This window comes from Nocardia pseudovaccinii, from assembly GCF_050942345.1.
Taxonomy (GTDB): Bacteria; Actinomycetota; Actinomycetes; order Mycobacteriales; family Mycobacteriaceae; genus Nocardia; species Nocardia pseudovaccinii.
In genome coordinates, this window is record NZ_CP192074.1 from 9,044,909 (window position 1) to 9,067,753 (window position 22,845).

Annotated in this window: 2 protein-coding genes; both read right to left on the reverse strand. The window is 66.7% G+C overall.

What is annotated here, in order from left to right:
• Position 1 precedes the first annotated feature (1 nt).
• The gene (locus ACQPZ2_RS40675; RefSeq protein WP_433527654.1) at positions 2 to 7,357 is read right to left on the reverse strand and encodes an amino acid adenylation domain-containing protein; all 7,356 of its coding nucleotides are present in this window, start codon (positions 7,355 to 7,357) and stop codon (positions 2 to 4) included.
• A gap of 1,100 nt (positions 7,358 to 8,457) precedes the next feature.
• Positions 8,458 to 22,782 carry an amino acid adenylation domain-containing protein gene (locus ACQPZ2_RS40680; protein WP_433527655.1) on the reverse strand — a complete coding sequence of 4,775 codons (14,325 nt, stop codon included), beginning with the start codon at positions 22,780 to 22,782 and terminating at the stop codon, positions 8,458 to 8,460.
• Positions 22,783 to 22,845: the final 63 nt, after the last annotated feature.

The following is a 22,845-nucleotide window of genomic DNA, read 5'->3' on the forward strand; positions in this document are numbered from 1 at the left end:
ATCAGCTCGGGTCCTGGACGCCCAATAGCGCACCGAGGTCGACCACCACCGGGACGGCCCCGAATTCCGGCGCGGACGCGCCGTCGTCCAGCACCACCGCGTGCAGATCCTCCAGCCCCGTCACCTCGACCGGCCCGAGTCCGGCCCGATCGATGAACAGGTGTGTAACCCATTCGTCGGCCAACAGTGCCGAAAGCGTTACGTTATCCAGGTCACCGGCGGTCACCACTACCGACGCGCCGTTCTCACCGGCCGCGACAACTTCCAATAGCGCCGCCGCCGAATCAGCGCGGCCGTACCGGAACAGCCGGGACTCGAAGGTGAGCTCGGTGCGCGCTCGCAGCCGCTTGGTCGCGACGGCAATATCGTTGTAGGACAACGTAACCGCGGCCACGAAGGCCGGATCCTCGCCGCGCAGCGCCTGCGTCCGGTTGGCATAGGTCACCGGTCGCGGCGATTCGGCGGCGATCTCGGCCAGCACGTCCGGATCGTCGAGTGCCAGCCAGTCGACGCTGCTGTCGGCGGGCCATGCGCCGGTGGTAATTCCGACCTTGACCTGCAGGCCGACGGGCAGTGGTCCGTCGAGGGCGGTCACCGGGGTCAATGCGGCACCGGCTTTGAGCACGGCCCAGGTGGCGACCACCGCGTCCACCCCGCGATCCAGCCGGATCGCGACACCGGTGCGCGGACCGCAGCCGCGGCCGATCAGCACCCGCGCCAGTCGCGAGGACCGCGCGTCGAGATCCTGGAAGGACACCGCGTCCTCGCCGAAAACCACAGCGGGCCCGTCCGGATCCTCTTCCACCGCGGCGGCCAGTGCCTGGGTCAGCGCCGCACCGCTGGTGACCGGTACGCCGTCGGCGGCAGGTTCCAGCGCTGTTTCCGGCGCGGCCAGAGTGCGATCTCGTTCGGCGGCATCGAGAATATCGATATCGCCCACGCTGACCTGCGGGTCCGCGACGACGGCGGCGCAGATCCTGGTCAGCCTGCGGCCGAATGCCTGCACCGTCGGCGCATCGAAAAGGTCTGTGGCGTAATTGAATACCGCGACCAGCTCGCCGGGCGCGCCGTCCGCGCCGTGCCGTGGCTCGATGGTCAGCTGCAGATCGAACTTCGCCGCGACCGCACCGGTATCCAGTGCCGCGACCGTCAGCCCCGGCAGTTCCAGCTTCGGCTGCTCGAGATTGTCGAAGGACAGCACCACCTGGAACAGTGGATTGTGCGAGGTCGCGCGGTTCGGCAGCACCACCTCGACCACCCGCTCGAACGGGATATCGGCATTGCCGAAGGCCGAAAGGTCGGTCTCGCGAACAAGTTCGACCAGCGCGTCGAAGGTGGTCCCCGATTCGGTCCTGGTGCGCAGCGCCAAGGTATTGACGAACATGCCGACCAGATCGTCGAGCGCGCGCTCACCGCGGCCCGCGATGGGGGTGCCGATCGTGATATCGGAACTGCCCGACAGCCGCGCAAGCAGCACCGCGAGCACCGCGTGCACGACCATGAACAGCGACGAATTGTGCTCCCGGGCAATGCGAATCAGTCCGGTATGCACCTCGGGCGAGAGCGTGAAGGCCGTCGAAGCACCGCGCATGGACGGCACCGGAGGGCGTGGGCGGTCCAGCGGCAGCTCGATCGCGCCGGACAGTCCGGCCAGTTGGTCGCGCCAGTAGGCCAATTGCTGTGCGGCGACGGAGTCCTCGTCGTCATCGGTGCCGATGACCTCGCGCTGCCAGATCGCGAAGTCGGCGTACTGCACCTCGAGCGGCGTCCAGGTCGGGACATCGCCCGCGCAGCGCGCGGCATAGGCGAGCATCAGGTCACGGGCCAACGGGGCCATCGAGGCGCCATCGGCTGAAATGTGGTGCACCACCATGGCGAGCAGATGACGGTCCGGGGTATCGCCGCGCAACAGCACACCGCGCACCGGAACCTCTCGGGTCACATCGAATCCGGTCGACATCAGCTCGGTGATGCGGACGATCGGGTCGGCGTTCGACTCGACAGCGAGCCCGCCCGGCCAGGCCTCGGCGACCGGCAGGATCTCCTGGTACGGCAGCCCGCCCGGACCCGTCGACGGGTAGCGGGTGCGCAGCGCCTCGTGCCGCTCGAGCACATCGGCGACCGCATCGCGCAGCGCCCGCACATCGAGCGCACCGGTCAGGCCGATGCCGAGCGGGATGTTGTAGGCCGCCGAGCGGGTATCGAACTGATTGAGCACCCACATGCGCTGCTGCGCCAGCGACAGCGGCACCCGCTCCGAGCGCACCGCCGCGACCAGCGGGGCGCGAGTTCCGGTCGAGGAACCGGGCACGATCCGCGCGGCCAGTGCCGAGACGGTCGATGCCTCGAAGAGTTCGCGCACCGAGACATTCGCGTCCAACGCCTCGTTGATCCGGCTGACCGCCCTGGTGGCCAGCAGCGAGTTGCCGCCGAGGCCGAAGAAATCGTCGTCCAGACCGACATCGCGCACACCGAGCAGTCCGGCGAATACCCCGGCGACGGCCTGCTCGATGGGGGTCTGCGGGGCGCGGTAGGTGGCGCTGCTGACGAATTCCGGTGCGGGCAGCGCCTTCCGGTCCAGCTTGCCGTTGGGAGTCAGCGGCAGCGCGTCGAGTACGACGATCGCGTCCGGAACCATGTAGCCGGTAAGGAAATCGGCGACCGCATTGCGCAGCTCCGCACCCACTACCTGCGAATCCGACTCGGCCACAACGTATCCGACCAGGCGATCACCGGCATGCTCGTCGGAGCGCACCAGTACGACCGCCTGGCTGACCGCGCTCTGGGCAAGCAGCGCCGCTTCGATCTCACCGAGTTCGATGCGGAAGCCGCGCAGCTGCACCTGCTGGTCACTGCGCCCGGCGTATTCGAGATTCGCGTGGCCCGCGAAACCGGCCCAGCGACCGAGGTCGCCACTGCGGTACATGCGAGATCCCGGGGCACCGAACGGATTCGCCACGAAACGGGTCGCGGCCAACCCGGGCCGACCGAGGTAGCCGCGGGACAACTGCCCACCGCTGACATAGATTTCGCCCGCCACTCCGACCGGAGCCGGATGCAGCCGGTCGTCGAGCACATAGCTCTCCAGGCCGGGCAATGCACGTCCGATGGCACTGGCCGGATTCTCGGCGAGCTGCTCATCCAGCGCCAGGAACGACACGTGCACCGTGGTCTCGGTGATGCCGTACATATTGACCAGCCACGGCGCATCGAAGGCGTGCCGCTCGTACCAGCGCCGCAACTGACGCAGATCCAGTGCCTCACCGCCGAATACGACATAGCGCAGCGCGAATTTGCCCTGGTCTCCGGCATGCGAGGCGCGATCGGCCTCGGCCAGTTGATAGAACGCCGACGGCGTCTGGTTCAGCACCGTGACCTGTTCGCGAATCAGCAAGTCGCGGAACTGTTCCGGCGAACGCGAGGTCAGATAGTCGACGACGACAACGGTGCCGCCATTGGCCAGCGCGCACCACAGTTCCCACACCGAGAAGTCGAAGGCGTAGGAGTGGAACAGCGTCCACACATCGGTATCGTCGAATTCGAACATCAACTGGGTGTTGGCGAACAGCTCCACCACATTGCGGTGCGCGACGCCGACGCCCTTCGGGACGCCCGTGGAGCCCGAGGTGTAGATGACGTAGGCCAGGTTGTCCGGACGCAGCCGGGACGTGCGCTCGATATCGGTGATCGGCGATTCGCCGAAGCCCGCCGTCTCATCCAGCAGCACCAGCGGAATATCCGTCGCCGGAATTTCGCCCAGCAGATCGAATGTGGTCAGCACACAGGTCGGCTGCGCGTCGGTGAGCATGAATTCGAGCCGCTGCGCCGGGTAGGTGGTGTCGATCGGCAGATACGCCGCACCCGCGGTGAGCACGCCCAGCAGTGCGGCGGGCAACTGCTCGGACCGCCCGATGGCAACGGCGACCAGTGCTTCCGGTCCCGCACCGCGCGCCATCAGCGCCCGTGCCACCTGGTTCGCGCGCCGCTGCAGTTCACCGAAACTCAGTGCGGTATCACCGAATCGGACGGCGATCGCATCCGGACGGCGGCGTGCCTGCGCCTGGATGAGATCGAGCAGCGTCACATCGGGCACCGTCGCCCCGGCCGAATTCCATTCGTGCAGTACCAGATCGCGCTCGCCGGGGGCGAGCAGATCGATATCGCCCAGCACCGCATGGGAATCGGCGGACACCGCGGACAGCACCCGCAGGAAGCGATCGGCGAAGTCCTGCACGGTGGCGGCGTCGAAGAGATCGGTGGCGTAGGTGAAGGTCGCCGTCATGCCCCGCGCGGCTGTATCCGATTCGCGGCGCTCCCGGTGCCCTCCGTGGTTACGGTCCGCTACCGCCTCCGGGCCCGACGCTCGCGCCGCAAGGTTTTCCGCGATCTCGAGCTGCAGATCGAACTTGGCCAGCGACACCCCGTGATCCACACCCGCGACCGTCAGGCCCGGTAGCTCCAGTTCGGTGCGCGCCAGATTCTGGAAGACCAACATCACCTGGAACAGCGGATGCCGCGCGGCCGAACGCACCGGATCGAGCAGCTCGACCAGCCGCTCGAACGGCACGTCCGCGTGTCCGAAGGCCTCGATGTCGACCTTGCGCACCGTTCGCAGCAGATCGTCGAAGGTCGTGCCGGGGTCGATCTCGGTCCGCAGCACCAGGGTGTTGACGAACATGCCGATCAGATCGTCCAGCGCCGCCTCACCGCGACCGGCGACCGGGGTGCCGACCGCGATATCGCGGGTGCCCGACAGCCGGGCGAGCAGTACCGCGAGCGCGGCGTGCACGACCATGAACAGCGTCGAATTATGCTCGTGCGCAAGATCATTGAGTCGCGTATGAATCGCGGCGTCGATGTCGAACGTGACGACCGCGCCGTCGTGGGATGACGTGGCGGGCCGCGGCCGATCCGCGGGCAGATCCAATTGGTCCGGCAGCGCGGCCAATTCGTTGCGCCAGAATTCGATCTGCTGCGCGAAGACCGATTCCGGGTCGTCCTCGCTGCCGAGGGTAGCGCGCTGCCAGATGGTGTAGTCGGCGTATTGCACCGTCAGCGGCGGCCATTCGGGCCGTCCGCCGCGCAGGCGATCGGAGTACGCCGCCACCAGATCGCGGGCCAGCGGACCGAGCGAGAAACCGTCGCCCGCGATGTGGTGCACCACGCACACCAGCACGTACTCGGATTCGCCGAGCTGGAACAACCGCAGCCGCACCGGCGGCGCGACCGTCACATCGAATCCGGCCAGCACCTCGGCACTGATCAGCTCCGGAAGTTCTTGTGCCGCCGCGTCGGTGAGTGGAAGTTCCGGCACCGCGCGCACATCGGTTACGGGCAGGACGACCTGGAATCCCTCACCATCGATGTCCGGATAGATGGTACGCAGCACCTCGTGCCGCTCGGTCAGATCGCGCGCCGCCGCACGCAGTGCGTCGACATCCAGGCGCCCGGACAACCGCACCGTCAGCGGAATGTTATTGACCGCACCAGCCGTATCGAAACGGTTCAGGAACCACATCCGCTGCTGCGCGTACGACAGCGGAATCCGATCGGGACGGGTCTGCGCGGTGAGCGCCCGGCCGTCGGCCGAACCCGCGTGCTGCTCGACACGTTCGGCCAGTACCGATACCGTCGAGGCCTCGAAGATCAGCTGCACCGGCACCCGGATACCGAGTGCGAAACCGATGCGTGCGGCGGCCTGGGTGGCCAGCAGCGAATTGCCGCCGAGTTCGAAGAAGTCGTCGTCGACACCGACGCGTGCGTCCGTGCTGCCACCGTGCAGCACCGCCGCGAATACATCGGCGACGATCTCCTCGACCGGTGTCGCCGGGGCACGGAACTGACGTGCGGCGAAGACCGGTTCGGGCAGCGCAGCCCGGTCCAGCTTGCCGACCGGGGTCAGCGGAATCTCGTCCAACACCATGATCGCGGCCGGAATCATGTAGTCCGGCAACGATTCTCCGATATGCGCTGCCAGCTCTCCGGTATCGAGGGTGGCACCGTCACGCGGCAGCACATACGCGACCAGCGCGGTGGTACCCGAGGGCAGCGTCTTGCCGAGCGTGGCCGCGAAGTCGACATCCGGATGTGCGGTGAGCGCGTTATCGATCTCGCCGAGCTCGATCCGCAGACCGCGGATCTTGACCTGGAAATCGGATCGTCCGAGATACTCCAGGGCACCGGTTTCGTTGCGCCGCACCAGATCTCCGGTGCGGTAGAGGCGCGTCCCCGGGTTATCGACCTCCGCGCCGAACGGGCTGGCCACGAACCGCTCCGCGGTCAGCTCCGGTCGACCGAGATAACCCTGCGCGAGCACCGCACCCGAGACGTAGAGCTCACCGACGACCCCGGCGGGCACCGGCCGCAACCGCGCATCGAGAATGAAGGCGCCGACACCCGCGATGGCGGAACCGATGGTGACCGGCTCACCGGACTGAAGCGCCTCGGTGCTGGTGACCATGACGGTCGCCTCGCTGGGCCCGTACGCATTGAATACCGAGCGGCCGCTATCCGCCCACCGCGCCACCAATTCCGCCGGGAGCCGATCACCACCGGCCACTACGACCTGCAGGTCATCGAGATCAGTGGTATCCAGCGATTCCAGCGCACCCGGGGTGATCAGCAGATGGGTGACCTGCTCGCGGCGCAGCAGATCCGCGAGTTCGACACCGCCGAATACCGTCGGCGGCGCGATGACCAGCGTTGCGCCCACCGAGAAGGTGAACAGCGTCTCCATCATCGAGAAGTCGAAACTTGGCGAGCTGAGATGGGAGACGCAGGAATCCGCGTCGATCAGATAGTGCTCGCCGATCGCCGCCAACCCGGCCAGACCGGTGTGGGTGACCGCGACGCCCTTCGGCTTACCGGTGGAACCCGAGGTGTAGATGACATAGGCCGGATGGTTTTCATTGACCGCCCGCACTCGATCGGCATAGGAGACGGGATGATCGGGCCGGGCGGCGATGCGCTCCGACAGCACCGGATCGTCCAATTCGATCCAATAGGCCGAGGTCCCGAGCTTGGCGCGATGCGCCGAGGTGGTCAGGCCGTGTGCGGCACCCGAGTCGGTCACGATGTGCTCGATCCGATCCGCCGGATAGTTCGGATCGACCGGTACATAGGCCGCGCCGGTCTTCGCGATCGCCCACAGCGCGACGATCGATTCGACCGAACGGGTAATGCCCATAGCCACGAAATCGCCCGCGCCGATCCCGCGATTGATCAACTCGCGCGCGACCCGCGATGAGGCGGCATCCAATTCGCGGTAGGTGAGTTCACGCTGGTCAGCCGGGTTACCGGTCGGGTTGAAGCGGAGTGCGACAGAGGTGGCGGCGGACTCTACTGCGGCAGTGAGCAGCTGGGCCAACAGCGGGCTTCCCGACCTGCGGCGGCGACTACCTCGGGCGGAACGACGAGCAGTTTCCATTCGGGTGTAATCACCTCTCGGGTCGAGCTAAGACCTGCCCCCGGCCCCGCGAAAGGGCATCGTTGCGCCGGGGGCCAAACCAGTCCGAGTCATCATATAAGCGTTGCCACATGCACTGAAGCGCCTCCGCCTCAGACGGCGCAGACGCGACAGCTATGTATCGGTCTCAGACGGTAGATGTTGCGACGCGCCCCGGCTCAGTGAACTACGTCACATAGCAGATGTGCATCTCCAGCCCGGATTCTCCATCGAAAAACCCCACCCCACCTCATTCGTCGAGCCACCGCTCGATCTGATCGAGATCCTCGGCCGAATAGCTGGCCGCGCAGTCTTCGGCATCGAGCAGCATCCAGTCGTAGGGCACCCCGGAAGCACGTTCGAGCCGATAGCCCGCCCGTCCGGCTCATGCCGTGAGCTGCCGAATCCGCATCGCCGTCGGCTCGTCCGGTACCGGCCGAAGCCGCCTGCTTTCATCCACTAGACGAACCGCCCTCGTGAATTTCTCCGGGGCGGAGCGAATTCCGCCCAGTACTCGTGCCGAATCGCATCCCACAACCGCGAAAGCTCCGGAAATCGCTCTCGCATCTGCGCTAGATCCGGGGCCGAGTCCGTAGTGCACGAAAACAAGGGCGTTTCGGACCAATTGCGTACCAACGTCATTCGAATGCGATGGTGGTCTATCCGCCATTCGGCCGACCAGCCGTCCACTTCGGTCCGGTGCTCGCCCATGCGCTATCCGTTCGGATCGCATGCCAGAGCCTCGAGCCTGTCCAGCACCTCCCGTAGCGTCCCCGGCGAGTGACCGCTGGGCAATAGCACGTCACTCTCGGACGCTCTCGGACAACTGATCCCCCTGGCGGCGGCTCGTTCACGCGGGCTCATCGACTGCGGGACCAACCGTCCGGCGAGCACAAGTGTCTGGTACGCCGCCACCTTCCACACGCACCGGCGGCATCGGCCGAGAAGCCTCCGCCACCAGTGCCACCTGATCTTGACCGGTGCGGACACCCGTTGAGCGTGCGGCCCGAAGATCAATCCGCGCTATGGCTTTCGTGCCAAATCGAGGTCAGTAGTTTGCCGATTTCGGCGAGTCCTTCGGCGGCGGTCATGCGCCAGTGGGTGGTCGGCACCGGGCGGTTGTCCACGGTGCCGTCGACCACATCGGCCCAGATTCCCGCGCCGATCGAGCCGGTGGGATCGTCGAGCGCCGCGGTGAAGTAGATGACGTTCCCGTGGAATCGAACGGGCTGGTACGCGTTGCGCAGCACGACCGAATGCACGGCCGTATCGAGCACCCGGGTGAACCGGTCGGAACCGAAGGAGGCGAACGGCTCTGGGAGATCGACCAGCCGCTCGGCGAGTTGTCCCCAGTCCACGTCGGTGTCGAAGCCCAGGTCACCCGCCTGTTCGCCGAGTAGGCCGCCGATCAGTTCGGCCACCGGGACGGGTGAGCCCGCGCCCTGTGCGCGTTCGTCGGGCGGATCGGCCATATAGCTGTCCATCACCGCGAGCGTCGCCACTCGTTGTCCGGCCCGCTGCAACTGCACCGCGATCTCGTGGGCGAAGACACCGCCCATCGACCAGCCGATCAGGTGATACGGCCCCTTCGGCTGGACCGAGCGGATCGCATCGACGTAGATCGCGGCCCACTCCTCGATCGTGTCCGGCAGCACCGCCGGTGCGGCGAGTGTCGGCGCTTGGATGCCGTAGATCGGCCGGTCGGAACCGAGGTAAGCGGCCAGACCAGCGAACGACCACGCGATACCGGAGACCGGGTGAATGCAGAACAGCGGTTCGGCGGTACCCGTCGCACGCAGCGGCAACACCACATCGAAGGCCACCTCACCCTCGACCTGCCCACCCGCCCGACGCGCCAGTTCGGCCAGGAAGTCCGATGGTGTCGGCGCGGTGAATACCCGCATCACCGGAACCTTCTCGCCGAGAAGCGAACTGAGCCGCGCGGTCAGCTTCGTGGCGACCAGCGAATTGCCGCCGCGCTCGAAAAAGTTGTCGTCCATACCGAATCGGTCGAGGTCGAGCACCTCCGCGAAGGCGGCGGCGACGGTTTCCTCGATCGGTGTGGCCGGTGCGCGGTACTGCCGCGCCTCGAATGCGGGCTCGGGTAGCGCACGCCGGTCCAACTTGCCATTCGGGGTCAGCGGCATGACGTCGAGCACCATGATGGCCGCGGGAACCATATAGCCGGTGAGGAATTCGGCCACCTGGACGCGCAATTCATCCGCATCGATGCGGGCACCGGCCGCGGGGACCACATACCCGACGAGCTGATCACCGAGACGTTCGGTCGAGCGGACCAGCACCACCGCCTGGCTCACGCCCGGACAGCGCAGCAGCGCGGATTCGATCTCGCCGAGTTCGATCCGGAAGCCGCGCAACTGAACTTGCTGATCACTGCGCCCGGCGTAGGCAAGCCCGGTCTTACCCCAGCGTCCGAGGTCGCCGGTGCGATACATGCGAGATCCAGGTGCTCCGAACGGATTCGCGACGAAACGCACCGCGGCCAGACCCGGCCTGCCGAGGTATCCCCGGGACAGCTGGGCTCCGGCGACATAGATCTCCCCCGGTGTTCCGACCGGCACCGGGTGCAGGCGCTCGTCGAGCACGTAGCCGTCCAAGCCGGGCAGCGCGCGCCCGATCAGGCTGTCCGGACTGTCCGCGATCTGCTTATCCAACGCCAGGAACGACACGTGCACCGTGGTTTCGGTGATGCCGTACATATTGACCAGGCGCGGCGCATCCGTGTCATGCCGCTCGTACCAGCGCCGCAACTGACGCAGATCCAATGCCTCGCCACCGAATACGACATGTCGCAGCGCGAATTCGCTATCGCTTGCCGCTCGATCGGCCTCGATCAGCTGGTAGAAGGCCGACGGCGTCTGGTTCAGCACGGTGACCTGTTCACGAATCAGCAACTCACGGAACAGTTCCGGTGCTCGTGAAGTCGCGTAGTCGACCACGACCACCGAGCCGCCGGTGGCCAGCGCGCACCACAGCTCCCACACCGAGAAGTCGAAGGCGAAGGAGTGGAACAGCGTCCACACATCCGTCTCGTCGAACCCGAACAGCGGCTGGGTATTCGCGCACAGCTCGACCACATTGCGATGCGCCACCCCAACGCCCTTCGGCACACCCGTCGAACCCGACGTGTAGATGACGTAGGCGAGATGATCCGGAAGCAACGGTGCGATGCGATCGGCATCGCTGACCGGGCGGTCGTCGAATTCCGTTGTCTCTTCGAGCAAAATCACCGGCAACTCGCCGACCGGCACATCCGCACGCTGCTCCGCAGTGGTGAGCACACAGACCGGAACCGCATCCGACAGCACGAAGGCCAGCCGCTGCGCCGGATAGGTGATATCGATCGGCAGATACGCCGCGCCCGCGATGAGCACACCGAGCAATGCGACCGGCAACTCTTCGGTACGCGCAACCGCGACGGCCACCAGCGATTCCGGTCCGGCACCTGCGGCAATGAGCGCCCTGGCCACCCGGTTCGCCCGCCGTCGCAGCTCAGCGAAACTCAGCGCGGTATCGCCGAAGCGAACCGCCACCGCGTCGGGCCTGCGCCGGGCCTGATCGGCGATCAGCGCGGGCAGTGTCGCGGCGGGCACCCACGCACCACGCGAATTCCATTCGCGCAGCACCCTGGTGCGTTCGTTCGGTCCGAGCAGCTCGATATCGCCGACGGTCACCGTGGCGTCGGCGACGACCGCGGTGAGGATGCGAGCAAACCGATCGGCGAAGCCCTGTGTGGTCGCGGCGTCGAACAGGTCTGTCGCATAAGCGAATTCGGCCAGCACACCCTGAGTTTCACCGCGCGGGCCGATCCGCTCGTTCAGCGATAGCCGCAGGTCAACGGTGAGCGGATCCGTCGCGGCGGTGTTGCCCATCGCGACTTGGAACAGCGGATGTCTGCCGGTCACCTGAACCGGGTCGAGTATCTCGACGAGCTGTGCGAACGGCACATCGGCGTGCGCGAATGCGACGGCGTCGACCGAACCGACTTCGGCCAGCAGTTCATCGAAGGTCGCGCTCGGGTCGTATTCGGTGCGCAGCACCACAGTGTTGTCGAAGGTTGTCCCCGAGGCTGGAGTACCGGCAGCGGCCGGACCGACCGCGACGAGAGCCGCACTCGGATTGCTATCGGTACGCAGCACCACAGTGTTGTCCGAGGCTGGGATACCGGCGGCCGGACCGACCGCGACGCCCAGTTCATCGAAGGTTGTCCCCGATGCCGGTGTCCCGATCGCGATATCGCTCGTCCCGGACAACCGCGCCAACAACACCGCGAAAGCCGCATGCGCCACCACGAATACCGAGGTATTCCTGGACTCGGCAAGCCGACGCAGTTCGTGGTGCAGGTGCACGCCGATTTGCAGCGCGACCTGCCCACCGATGTATGAGGGCGCGGTCGAGCGCGGACGATCCATCGGCAGCGTCAACTCATCCGGCAAGCCTGCCAGCGTGGTGCGCCAGTATCGAACCTGGGTGAGCACATCGGGGCCAATACCGTCACGCACGGCTGCAACCGAATCCGCGGTGACGAGTTCGCCGAGCACAGTGCGCAACCGCCTGGTCAGCGCCAGCGCCGCCGAATCCGCGACGGCATCGGCGCGGTACAGCACCTCCACCCGCAACTCGGCACCCAGTTCGGCCCGGACGGTAACCGGATAGTGGGTGTAGTCGACCGAACTCACACCGCTGACCACCAGCCCGTCGACGGCATTGCCCGCCTGCCGCAGGCCATCGGCGTCGATCGGATACGACTCGTAGGCCAACAGCGTGTCGAACAACTCGCTGCCGCCCGCGAGCGCCTGGACGTCGGCCAGCCCGAGATAGTGATGCTCCAGCAGCGCCGCCTGCTCGGCTTGCAGCTCGGTGAGCAACTGCGAAACCGTTGTCGCCGAATCGAATCGGACCCGCACCGGGATGGTGTTCACGAACAGTCCGACCATCGCGTCGACGCCGTCGAGCTGCGGCGGACGTCCGGAAACAGTGACGCCGAAGACGACATCGTCGCGGTCGGTGATACCGGCGACGACGACACCCCACGCCGCCTGTAGCACCGTATTGACGGTGACCTCGGTCGCCGCGGCGAAGGACGTCAGCGCTGCCGTCTCGGTCGCCGACAGTTCGAACGCGGACCTACCGAATCCATTGTCCGGCAACGCGGGTCGCACCAGCGCGGGCGCCAGCAGCGTCGGCGTGACCTTGGTCAGCGCGGTCTCCCACGCGCGCAGTGTGGCTTCGCGGTCCTGCCGCGACAGCCACGCCAGATAGTCGCGGTACGGCCGCAACCCGGGCAGCAGCGCCGGATCGCTCCTGGTCGCGTAGAGGATCAGCAGGTCCTTCATCAACAGCGGCATCGACCATCCGTCGAGCAGGATGTGATGCGCCGTCAGCACGAGGTGGGTGTGCCCGGATACGGTGCGGTACACCGTGAATCGCAGCAGCGGCGCGAGCGCGGAATCGAATCCGGTGCGTTGGTCGGCGGCGAGCAGATCGGGCAGGTCGGCGTCGGGCACGTCGGTGACCACCCGCCACGGCACCCGGACACCGTCGGTGATGAGCTGCACCGGTTTGCCGTTCGCGCCGAACGTGAAGGCGCTGCGCAGATTCGCGTGCCGGTCCAGCACCGCCTGTGCGGCGCGGCGCAGACGCTCGAGTTCGAATTCGCCCGAGAGTTCGACCGCCACCTGAATGACATAGGGGTCCACCGACTCCGCCAGCATTTCCATCAGGAACAGCAGGCCGGTTTGCAGCGGCGACAGCGGCAGAACGTCGACCAGGCCCGAGTAGTTCGCCCGCCAGGTGTCGAGTTCGTGCTGGGTGGTCGATACGAGCGGCACATCCGATGGTGTGAGACCACCGGCGTCCGGGTCGGCTACGTGCCTGGCTACTGCCGTGAGCGCGGTGAGCCAGTCGTCGGCGAGTTCCTGTACCGCCGCCGCGTCGAGGATTTCACCGACGTACTTGAACACCACATCCATCCGCGGTCCGGCATCGGTATCGACGACGATCGCATTGATATCGACCACCGCCGACGCGGGCAGCGCCGGATCCTGGCCGTCGTCGAGGTCCCCCAGATCGCCGGACGGCAACCATCCCGGATCTGTCAGCCCCGCCGATTCGCCGGTGGACACCCGGCCCAGGTAGTTGAAGCCGATCTGCCCGATATCACCGGCCAGCGCACCGGCGGTGCCCGAATTCAGTTGGCGCAGCAGGCCGAAGCCGATGCCCCGATCCGGAACCGCGAGCAATTGCTCCTTCACCGACCGCAGCACCGCCGCGGTCTCCTCGGCAACCTCGCTCAGATCGAGCGCCAGCGGGTACACGCTGGTGAACCAGCCGATCGTGCGGGTCAGATCGGCGCCGGGCACGGTCGCTTCTTCACGGCCGTGACCCTCGAGTCGAATCCTGGTGACCGTGGCGTCGATCCCGCGACGCGCCCGCCAGGTCCGCACCGCCATGGCCAGCGCGGCCAGCAGACCGTCGTTGACACCGCCCCGGTACAGCGCCGGCACCGTGGTCAGCATCGCATCGGCGACATCGACCGGCACCTCGACCGTCAACTGACGCACCGTCGCATGGGTATCGACGGCGGGATCGAGCGCACGCGTACCGAGCAAGGGATCCGGCGTGGCCAGCACAGTGCGCCAGTAATCGAGTTCGGCCATCCGCGACGGCGAGCCCGCCACCTCCACCAGACCGTGCGCCCAACGCCGGAACGATGTTCCGACCGGCGGCAACGCAACGGCCATCCCGGCGGAACGCTGCGCCCATGCGGTGATGAGGTCCGGGATCAGAATCCGCCACGACACGCCGTCGATCACATAGTGGTGCGCCGCGACGACCAGCAGATCGCGGGCGTTCGACCTGCGCAGCCAACTGAACGCGACCATCCGGCCCGCAGCGGGATCCAGTGCGGCCAGCGCGGAAACCATGGCCGCGTTGCCGATTCGGTTGAGCTCGGCCTCGTCGGGCACGTCCGCCTCGGACACCAGCGCGTCGAGGGTGCCCGGCGCGGCGACTTGCTGCCACCATCGACCGTCGACCTGCCATACCCGCGCGCGCAACATGTCGTGGTGGTCGAGTACAGCCGTGAGCGTGGCGGCCAGTCCAGTGCGATCGATCCCCTCCGGCAGCGCGAGCACCAGCGTCTGCGCGAATCGACCGAACGAACCGTTGTCGAGGAAGCCCGCGAGCACCGGCGTGAGCGGGATATCGCCGACACCGCCACCGGGCAGCTCGGCCAGCACCACCGGCGCGGGATCCGTGCCGAGCACCGCGACCCTGGCCAATCCGGCGACGGTCTTCTGCTCGAAGACATCGCGCGGGGTGAAGCCGATTCCGACCGCCTTGGCCCGCGAAACCAACTGGATCGAGACGATGCTGTCGCCGCCGATGGCGAAGAACGAGTCATCGGCTCCCACCAGCCGCAGGCCGAGAACCTGCGCGAACAGTTCGGCGATCCGCGATTCCAGCGGACCGGACGGCGCCCGCGACACGGTGGCGGTGAACTGCGGCTCGGGCAGCGCGTTGCGGTCGAGCTTGCCATTGGTGGTCAGCGGCACCTCGTCGAGAACGACGATGGCCGAAGGCACCATATGCGAAGGCAGTACCCGCGCCGCGAATTCCGTGAGCCGGTCCGCGTCGACAGCACGATCCGCCACGCGACGCACATACGACACCAGCACTGTTGCGCCAGCGGCGGTTTCGTGGCCGAGGGTGACCGCGAATTCGACATCCTCGTGACCGCCGAGCACCGCGTCGATCTCACCCAGTTCGACACGGAAGCCGCGAATCTTCACCTGGAAGTCGCTACGCCCCACATAATCCAGCTCCCATGCGCCTGCCGGAGTCGCATACCAGCGGACCAGGTCGCCGGTGCGGTACATCCGGGCACCCGGCTCACCCCACGGGTTGGCGACGAAACGTTCCGCGGACAGCCCGGCTCGGTTGCGGTAACCGCGGGCCAGCGCGCCGCCCGCCAGATACAGCTCACCCGTCACCCCGGGCGGCACCGGATTCAGCCGCCCGTCCAGCACCAGTGCGGACATGCCGCGCACGGGCGTGCCGATCGTAATGTGCTGTTCCGCAGTCAATTCCGCATACGACGAAATAATGCTCGTCTCGGTCGGGCCGTAGCCGTTGTAGTACCTGCGACCGGGCTGCCACTTGGCCAGCAGTTCCGGCGTGGTGACATCGCCACCAACGGAGAGCATCTCGAGGTCGTCGAGGCCGGTCGGGTCCACCGTGCCGAGGACCGCCGGGGTGATGATCGCGTGCGTCACCCGTTCTGCGCGCAGCAGCTCAGCGAGTTCGGGGCCGCCCGGCACGGTGGACGGCACGATCACCAATGTCGCGCCGACCGAGAAGGCGCACAGCCATTCCAGTACCGACGGGTCGAAGCTCGGCGCGCAGATGTGCAGGAAGCGACGTGTCGGCTCCAGCCGGTACAGCTCGATCGCATGCGTGAGTAGGCCGCCGAGTCCGGCGTGGGTCACCGTGACGCCCTTGGGCATACCGGTCGAGCCCGAGGTGTAGATGACATAGGCCGGGTGGTGCAGACGCAGCGGAACGATCCGATCGGCATCGGTGATCGGCGCGGCGGATCGGTTGGCGCACAACGCTTCCGTCGTGGAATCGTCGAGTGCGAGCCACGGCACGTCATCGGGGAGGCCGCCGAGGTACTCGGTGGCGGTCAGTCCGACCACCGCGGCCGAGTCGGTCAGCAGGTATCGCACCCGTTCCGGCGGATGGTTCGGATCGATCGGCACATGTGCGCCACCGGCCTTGGCGACGGCCAGCACCGCGGCGACCATCACGTAGGAGCGCGGCAAGGCCAGCGCGACAAGGCTTTCCGGACCGACACCGCGCTCGATCAGCACCCTGGCCAACCGCGACGAGTACCGGTCGAGTTCGCGGTAGCTGATCGACCGGCCCGCATACCGGACCGCGACACGGTCCGCACCGTGGCGCAGCCCGCGCAACAGCAGATCGGGCAGCAGCCCACCCGCCATCACATGATCCGGCTGCACCCGCGTCAGGAATTCGACCTCGGAGTCGGCCAGCAGCGGCAGATCACCCACCGCTGTTTCCGTATTCGCGACAATCGCGGTCAGCAGCCGCACGAATCGATCCGCGAAGACGCGCACCGTCGCGTCGTCGAAAAGGTCGCGCGCATAGGTGAACGCGGCGAACATGCCCGAACCCGACTCGCGAATCGCCAGCGACAGATCGAATTTCTCGATGATGAGATCGAAATCCACCGGGGCGACCTGCAACCCGGGCAGCTCGAACGCGTTGTCCGGCAGGTTCTCGAACGAGAGCGCCACCTGGAACAGCGGATGCCGTGCCGTCGACCGTTCCGGTTCGAGCAGATCCACCAACCGCTCGAACGGGATGTCCGCGTGCGCGAAGGCCTGTAGGTCCACATCCTTGGCGTGGGCCAGCAGTTCGGCGAAGGTGCTGCCGCCCGATACCTCGGTGCGCAACACCAGCGTATTGACGAACATGCCGATGACATCGTCGAGTTCGGCCTCGCCACGTCCGGCGACCGGCGTTCCGATGGCGATATCGCCGGTGCCCGACAGGCGCGCCAGCAGTACCGCCAGCGCGGCGTGGACCACCATGAACAGGGTCGCATTGTGCTCGCGAGCCAATCGCACCAGCGCCGCGTGCAACTGCGCATCGATCGGAATATCGCACCGGCCGCCGACGAACGACGGGACGGCGGGCCGAATCCGATCCGACGGCAGGTTCAGCTCATCCGGCAGCTCGGCCAGTGCCTGCCGCCAATACGACACCTGCTGTCCGGCAAGCGAATCCGGATCCGATTCCGAGCCGAGTACCGCCCGCTGCCATATCGCGAAGTCCGCGTATTGCACCGGCAATGGCGTCCACGTGGGCGCGGAACCACCGGTGCGCGCGACATAGGCCAGCATCAGGTCACGGGTCAGCGGCCCCATGGACCAGCCATCGGCACTGATGTGATGAGCCACGAGGACCAGCACGTAGTCGCCGTCGCAACGCAGCAATTCGGCACGAACCGGCACTTCGGCGGTCACATCGAACCCGGCACCGACCAAATCGATGATTCGATCCCGCAGCTCATCAACAGTGATGTCGACGACCGTCAGATCCGGAACCGACTGTCCCACAGGCAGAATCACCTGATACGCGATACCGTCGCGAGACGGATACACGGTGCGCAGCACCTCGTGCCTGGCAATCACATCTGCGACCGCCAAGCGCAGCGCATCGATATCCAGTGCACCTGACAGCCGCACCGCGACCGGCACGTTGTACGCGGCGGAAGCGGTATCGAACTGGTTCAGGAACCACATTCGCTGCTGTGCCAGCGACAATGGCACCCGATCCGGTCGCGTACCCGCCGCCAATGCGAGGCGCCGACCGGAGCCGACTTCATGCTCCACCCGGACCGCCAGTGCCGCGACGGTGGTCGCCTCGAACAACACCCGCACCGGCACCTGTGTATCCAGCGCAGCGCCCAGGCGCGCCGCCACCTGGGTTGCGATCAGCGAATTGCCGCCGAGCGCGAAGAAGTCGTCATCGATACCGACCCGATCCACCCCGAGCACATCCGCGAACACCCCGGCGACGATCTCCTCGATCGGCGTCGACGGCGCACGGAAGACCTGGGTTTCGAACTCGGGCGCGGGCAATGCCTTTCGATCCAGCTTGCCGTTGACGGTGCGCGGCAGCGCGGCCAGGACCACGTAGGCGGCAGGCACCATATAGGACGGCAGCACGCGCGCCAGCGCCGACTTCACCTGTGCCACATCGATATCGACGCCCACCAGATACGCGACGAGCCGATCACCGGTCCGCTGATCGGCATCCGCGATCACCGCCGCCTGCGCGACCCCCGGCAACGCGGCCAATGCCGCCTCGATCTCACCCAACTCGATCCGGAAACCGCGGATCTTCACCTGGAAGTCGGTGCGACCGCGATACTCCAACTCACCGTGCGCATTCCAGGCCACCAGGTCACCCGTGCGGTACATGTGCGCACCCGACTCGAACGGATTCGCCACGAACCGCTCCGCGGTCAGATCGACCCGCCCGAAGTAGCCCCGCGCCAATTGCGCACCGGCCAGATACAACTCACCCGAAACACCAACAGGCACCGGACGCAACCGCGAATCCAGCACGTAGACACGGCTGTTCCACTCCGGCGCACCGATCGGCACCGACACCGAATCCGTATCGGTAACCCGATGGCTGGTGACCGACACCGCCGCCTCGGTCGGCCCGTACAGGTTGAACAGTTCCTTCTGCGGATAGGTGTCCCGGAATCGCTGTGCCAGCCCTGCGGGCAATGCCTCACCGATGACCAGCACCCGCCGCAAGGTGAACGGCAGCCGACCGGTCAACAGCGCGTCCAGCATCGACGGCACCACATGCAGGGTGGTCACCGACTCCCGCGCCATCAGATCGTTCAGATAATCCGGATCGCGATGCCCGTCCGGGTGGGCCAGCACCAATCGCCCGCCGAATACCGCCGCCGACCAGAACTCCCACACCGACAGATCGAAGGTGGCGGCCGTCTTCAACAGCACCGCATCGCCGGGTCCGAGCACGAATTCGCTGGTCTTCCACAGCAATTGGTTGACGATCGCGGCATGCGACACCGCGACCCCCTTCGGCCGCCCCGTCGAACCCGACGTGAAGATCACGTACGCGGTATTCGCCGCGCGCAGCGGCCTTGCCCGCTCACCATCGGTGATCGGTGTCTCGGCAAGCCAACCGAGGTCGAGCGGGTCCAGTCGCACGACCGGTGCCAGGTCGGTATCGAAACCCGCCGCCGCATTGGTCAATACGCAGACCGGTGCCGCGGCACCCAGTATGTAGTCGGTCCGCGCGGCGGCCTGGTCCGGATCCACCGGCACATACGCGGCACCGGCCTTGGCCACCGCGTACATCGCGACAACCAGATCCACCGAGCGGCGGAAGGCGAGCACCACCCGCGACTCCGGACCCACACCCCGCGAAATCAGATGCCGCGCAAGGCGGTTCACTCGCACGTCCAGCTCGGCATAGGTCACCGGTTCGCCGTCCGCACCCATCAGCGCCACCCCGCCCGGTGTGGCGGCCACAGTCGCATCCAGCAGCGACACCAGCGTCGCCGACCCATCCACCGCATGGTCGGTCGCATTGCGACCGGACACCAGCTCGGTCCGTTCCGTAGCGTCGAGCAGTTCCAGCTCACCGACGACGGTGCGCGGTGCGGCGGCGATCTCACCGAGCAAGCGTGCGAACCGAGCTACGAAGCTCTGAACCGTCCGCTCGTCGAACAGATCGTGCGCATAGGTGACGGCACCGCTGATACCCGCGGGCCGACCCGACTCGTCGTAGTGATCGCCGATGATCCAGTGCAGATCGAACTGCGACACCGCGGCATCGAAGTCCACCGCCGCGACGGTCAGTCCGGGCAGCTCCAGACTCGTCGCGGCAAGATTCTGGAACGACAACCCCACCTGGAACAGCGGATGCCGCGCGGTCGAGCGGACCGGATTCAGCACCTCGACCAGTCGTTCGAACGGCACATCGGCATTGGCGAAGGCCCCGAGATCCGTCTCGCGCTGCCGCGCGAGCAGTTCGGTGAAGGGTGCGGATTCATCGACCCGGGTCCGGAACACCAGGGTATTGACGAACATGCCGATCAGCTCGTCCAGCGCCGCCTCACCGCGACCGGCCATCGGCGTACCGACGGCAATGTCATCGGTACCCGACAACCGGGCCAGCAGTACCGCCAATGCCGCGTGCACGACCATGAACAGCGTCGCGCCCTCGGTGCGCGCCAATTCGACCAGCGCACGGTGGGTTTCGGCATCGATGAGCAGTGGAACCTTGCCACCGGCGAAGGACTGCACCGGTGGCCGTGGCCGATCCGTCGGGAGATCCAGCTGATCGGGCAGCTCCGCGAGTGCATCCCGCCAGTAGGCAATCTGTCCGGCCGCCAAAGACTCCGTGTCGTCCTCGCTGCCCAGCAGTTCGCGCTGCCAGATGCTGTAATCCGCGTATTGCACCGGCAGCGGTGTCCAGCCGGGCGCGGAACCGGCCGACCGTGCGGCGTAGGCGGTCATCAGGTCGCGCGCCAGCGGTCCCATCGAGGTGCCGTCACCGGCGATATGGTGCACCACCAGCGCCAGTACGAATTCGGCAGGCGCGTCCTCGACCTCGAACAAGCCGACCCGCAGCGGCACCTCGGCGGTCACATCGAATGTCGTCGAAAGCAATTCGCGCACAGCGGATTCGAGCTGTTCGGCCGCGACCGTCCGGACCGTCAGCTCGGGAACGGATCGGTCCGCGGGCAAAATCAGCTGCACCGGCCCGGAATCGGTGTTGGGGTATACCGTCCGAAGGACCTCGTGTCGCGCAACCAGATCCGCGACCGCCGCCCGCAGCGCGGCCACATCCAGCGCACCGCTCAATCGCACCGCGATCGGGATGTTGTAGGCCGCCGATGCGGTATCGAACCGATTCAGGAACCACATCCGCTGCTGCGCCAGCGACAGCGGAATCGCCTCCGGACGCGGACCGGCAACCAATGCCTTGCGGTCACCCGCCCCCGCGTGTTCGGCCACCGCGGCGGCCAGTCCAGCCACGGTCGGAGTCTCGAAAAGCAGACGCACCGGAATCCTGGCATCCAGCGCGGCACCGAGGCGCGCCATCAACTGGGTGCCGATCAGTGAGTTGCCACCGAGTTCGAAGAAGTCGTCATCGGCGCCGACCGGCACGTCGAGCGCGAGAACGTCGGCGAAGAGTTCGGCGACCACCGGTTCGATCGCACCCGACGGCGCTCGGAAGGTCTTGGTGCGCAATTGCGGTGCGGGCAGCGCCCGCCGATCCAGCTTGCCGACCGGAGTCAGCGGGATCTCATCGAGCTCCATAATGGCGCTCGGCACCATATGGGCGGGCAGTTTACGTGCGGCCAGCTCGGTCAGTTCCGTCGTATCGATGGCAACACCATCGACGGCATGTACATACGACACCAGAATCGTCGCACCGCTGTCCTGTTCGTGACCGATGGTGACCACGAAATCGACGCCGTCGTGCGCGGCGAGCACCGCATCGATCTCACCGAGTTCGATGCGGAAGCCACGGATCTTCACTTGGAAATCGTTGCGCCCCAGATACTCCAGCTCCCGCTCCGCCGTCCAGCGCACCAGATCACCGGTGCGGTAGAGCCGCGAACCCGGCTCACCGAACGGATCGGCCACGAACCGAGCGGCGGTCAGTCCCGGTCGTTCGTGATAGCCGCGGGCCACCTGCGCACCGGAAATATAGAGTTCGCCGACGACCCGGCCCGGCACCGACGCGAGTTCCTCGTCCAGCACATATTCGGTGATCCCGCGGATCGGCCCACCGATGGTCACCGGTTCGCCGGGTACCAGCGGTGCGCTGATATTCGTCATGATGGTGGTCTCGGTCGGACCGTATCCATTGAAGAATTCCCGCGTGCGGCCATCCGCGATCGGTACTACCCAGCGCTGCACCAACTCCGGTGGACAGGCCTCACCGCCCGCGACCACCACGCGCAACTCGTCCAGTCCCTCGGCGGGCAGCGAGGCGAGCGCGGCCGGGGTGATGAAGGCGTGCGTCACCCGCTCCCGGCGCAGCAGTGCGGCCAGTTCCGCGCCGCCGTACACCGTCGGTGCGGCGATGACCATGGTCGCGCCCCGGCTCAGCGCGAGCAGCAACTCCAATACCGATGCGTCGAAGGAGGGCGAGGCGAAATGCAGTGTGCGCGAATCGGCGGTGAGCGTATAGCGTTCGCGCTGCTCATCACAGAAATTCGACAGCCCGGCCTGGGTGACGACCACGCCCTTGGGTGTTCCGGTCGATCCGGAGGTGTAGATGACATAGGCCGGATGCTCGGCACGCAATTGCCGGATCCGATCCGTGTAGGTGATCGGTTCCGCCGAATATGCCGCGATGTCCGAGGTATCGATGGCGAGCCACTCCGGGCCGTCGGGCAGATCCACCGCCGCGACGGTGAGGCCGAGTGCCGCACCGGAATCCGACAGCATGTGTGCGATGCGCTCGGCAGGGTAGTTCGGGTCGACGGGCACGAATCCGGCACCGGACTTGGCGATCGCCCACACCGCGACAATCGATTCCACCGACCTCGGGATACCGACCGCGACCAAATCCTCCGGGCCGATGCCGCGCTCGATCAGCAAGCGCGCCAAGCGGTTCGACCGATCATCGAGTTCGGCATAACTCAACTGCGCCAGCGTCGCTGTGGCATCGGCGAAGACGACCGCGGCTCCGGCCGGATTGGCCTCGACCGCGGTGGTGAGCAATTGCGGCAGGGTCTTGATCCGCGGGCGTCGAGTCCGGTTGGGCCGCTCGCGATTCGGCCGCGT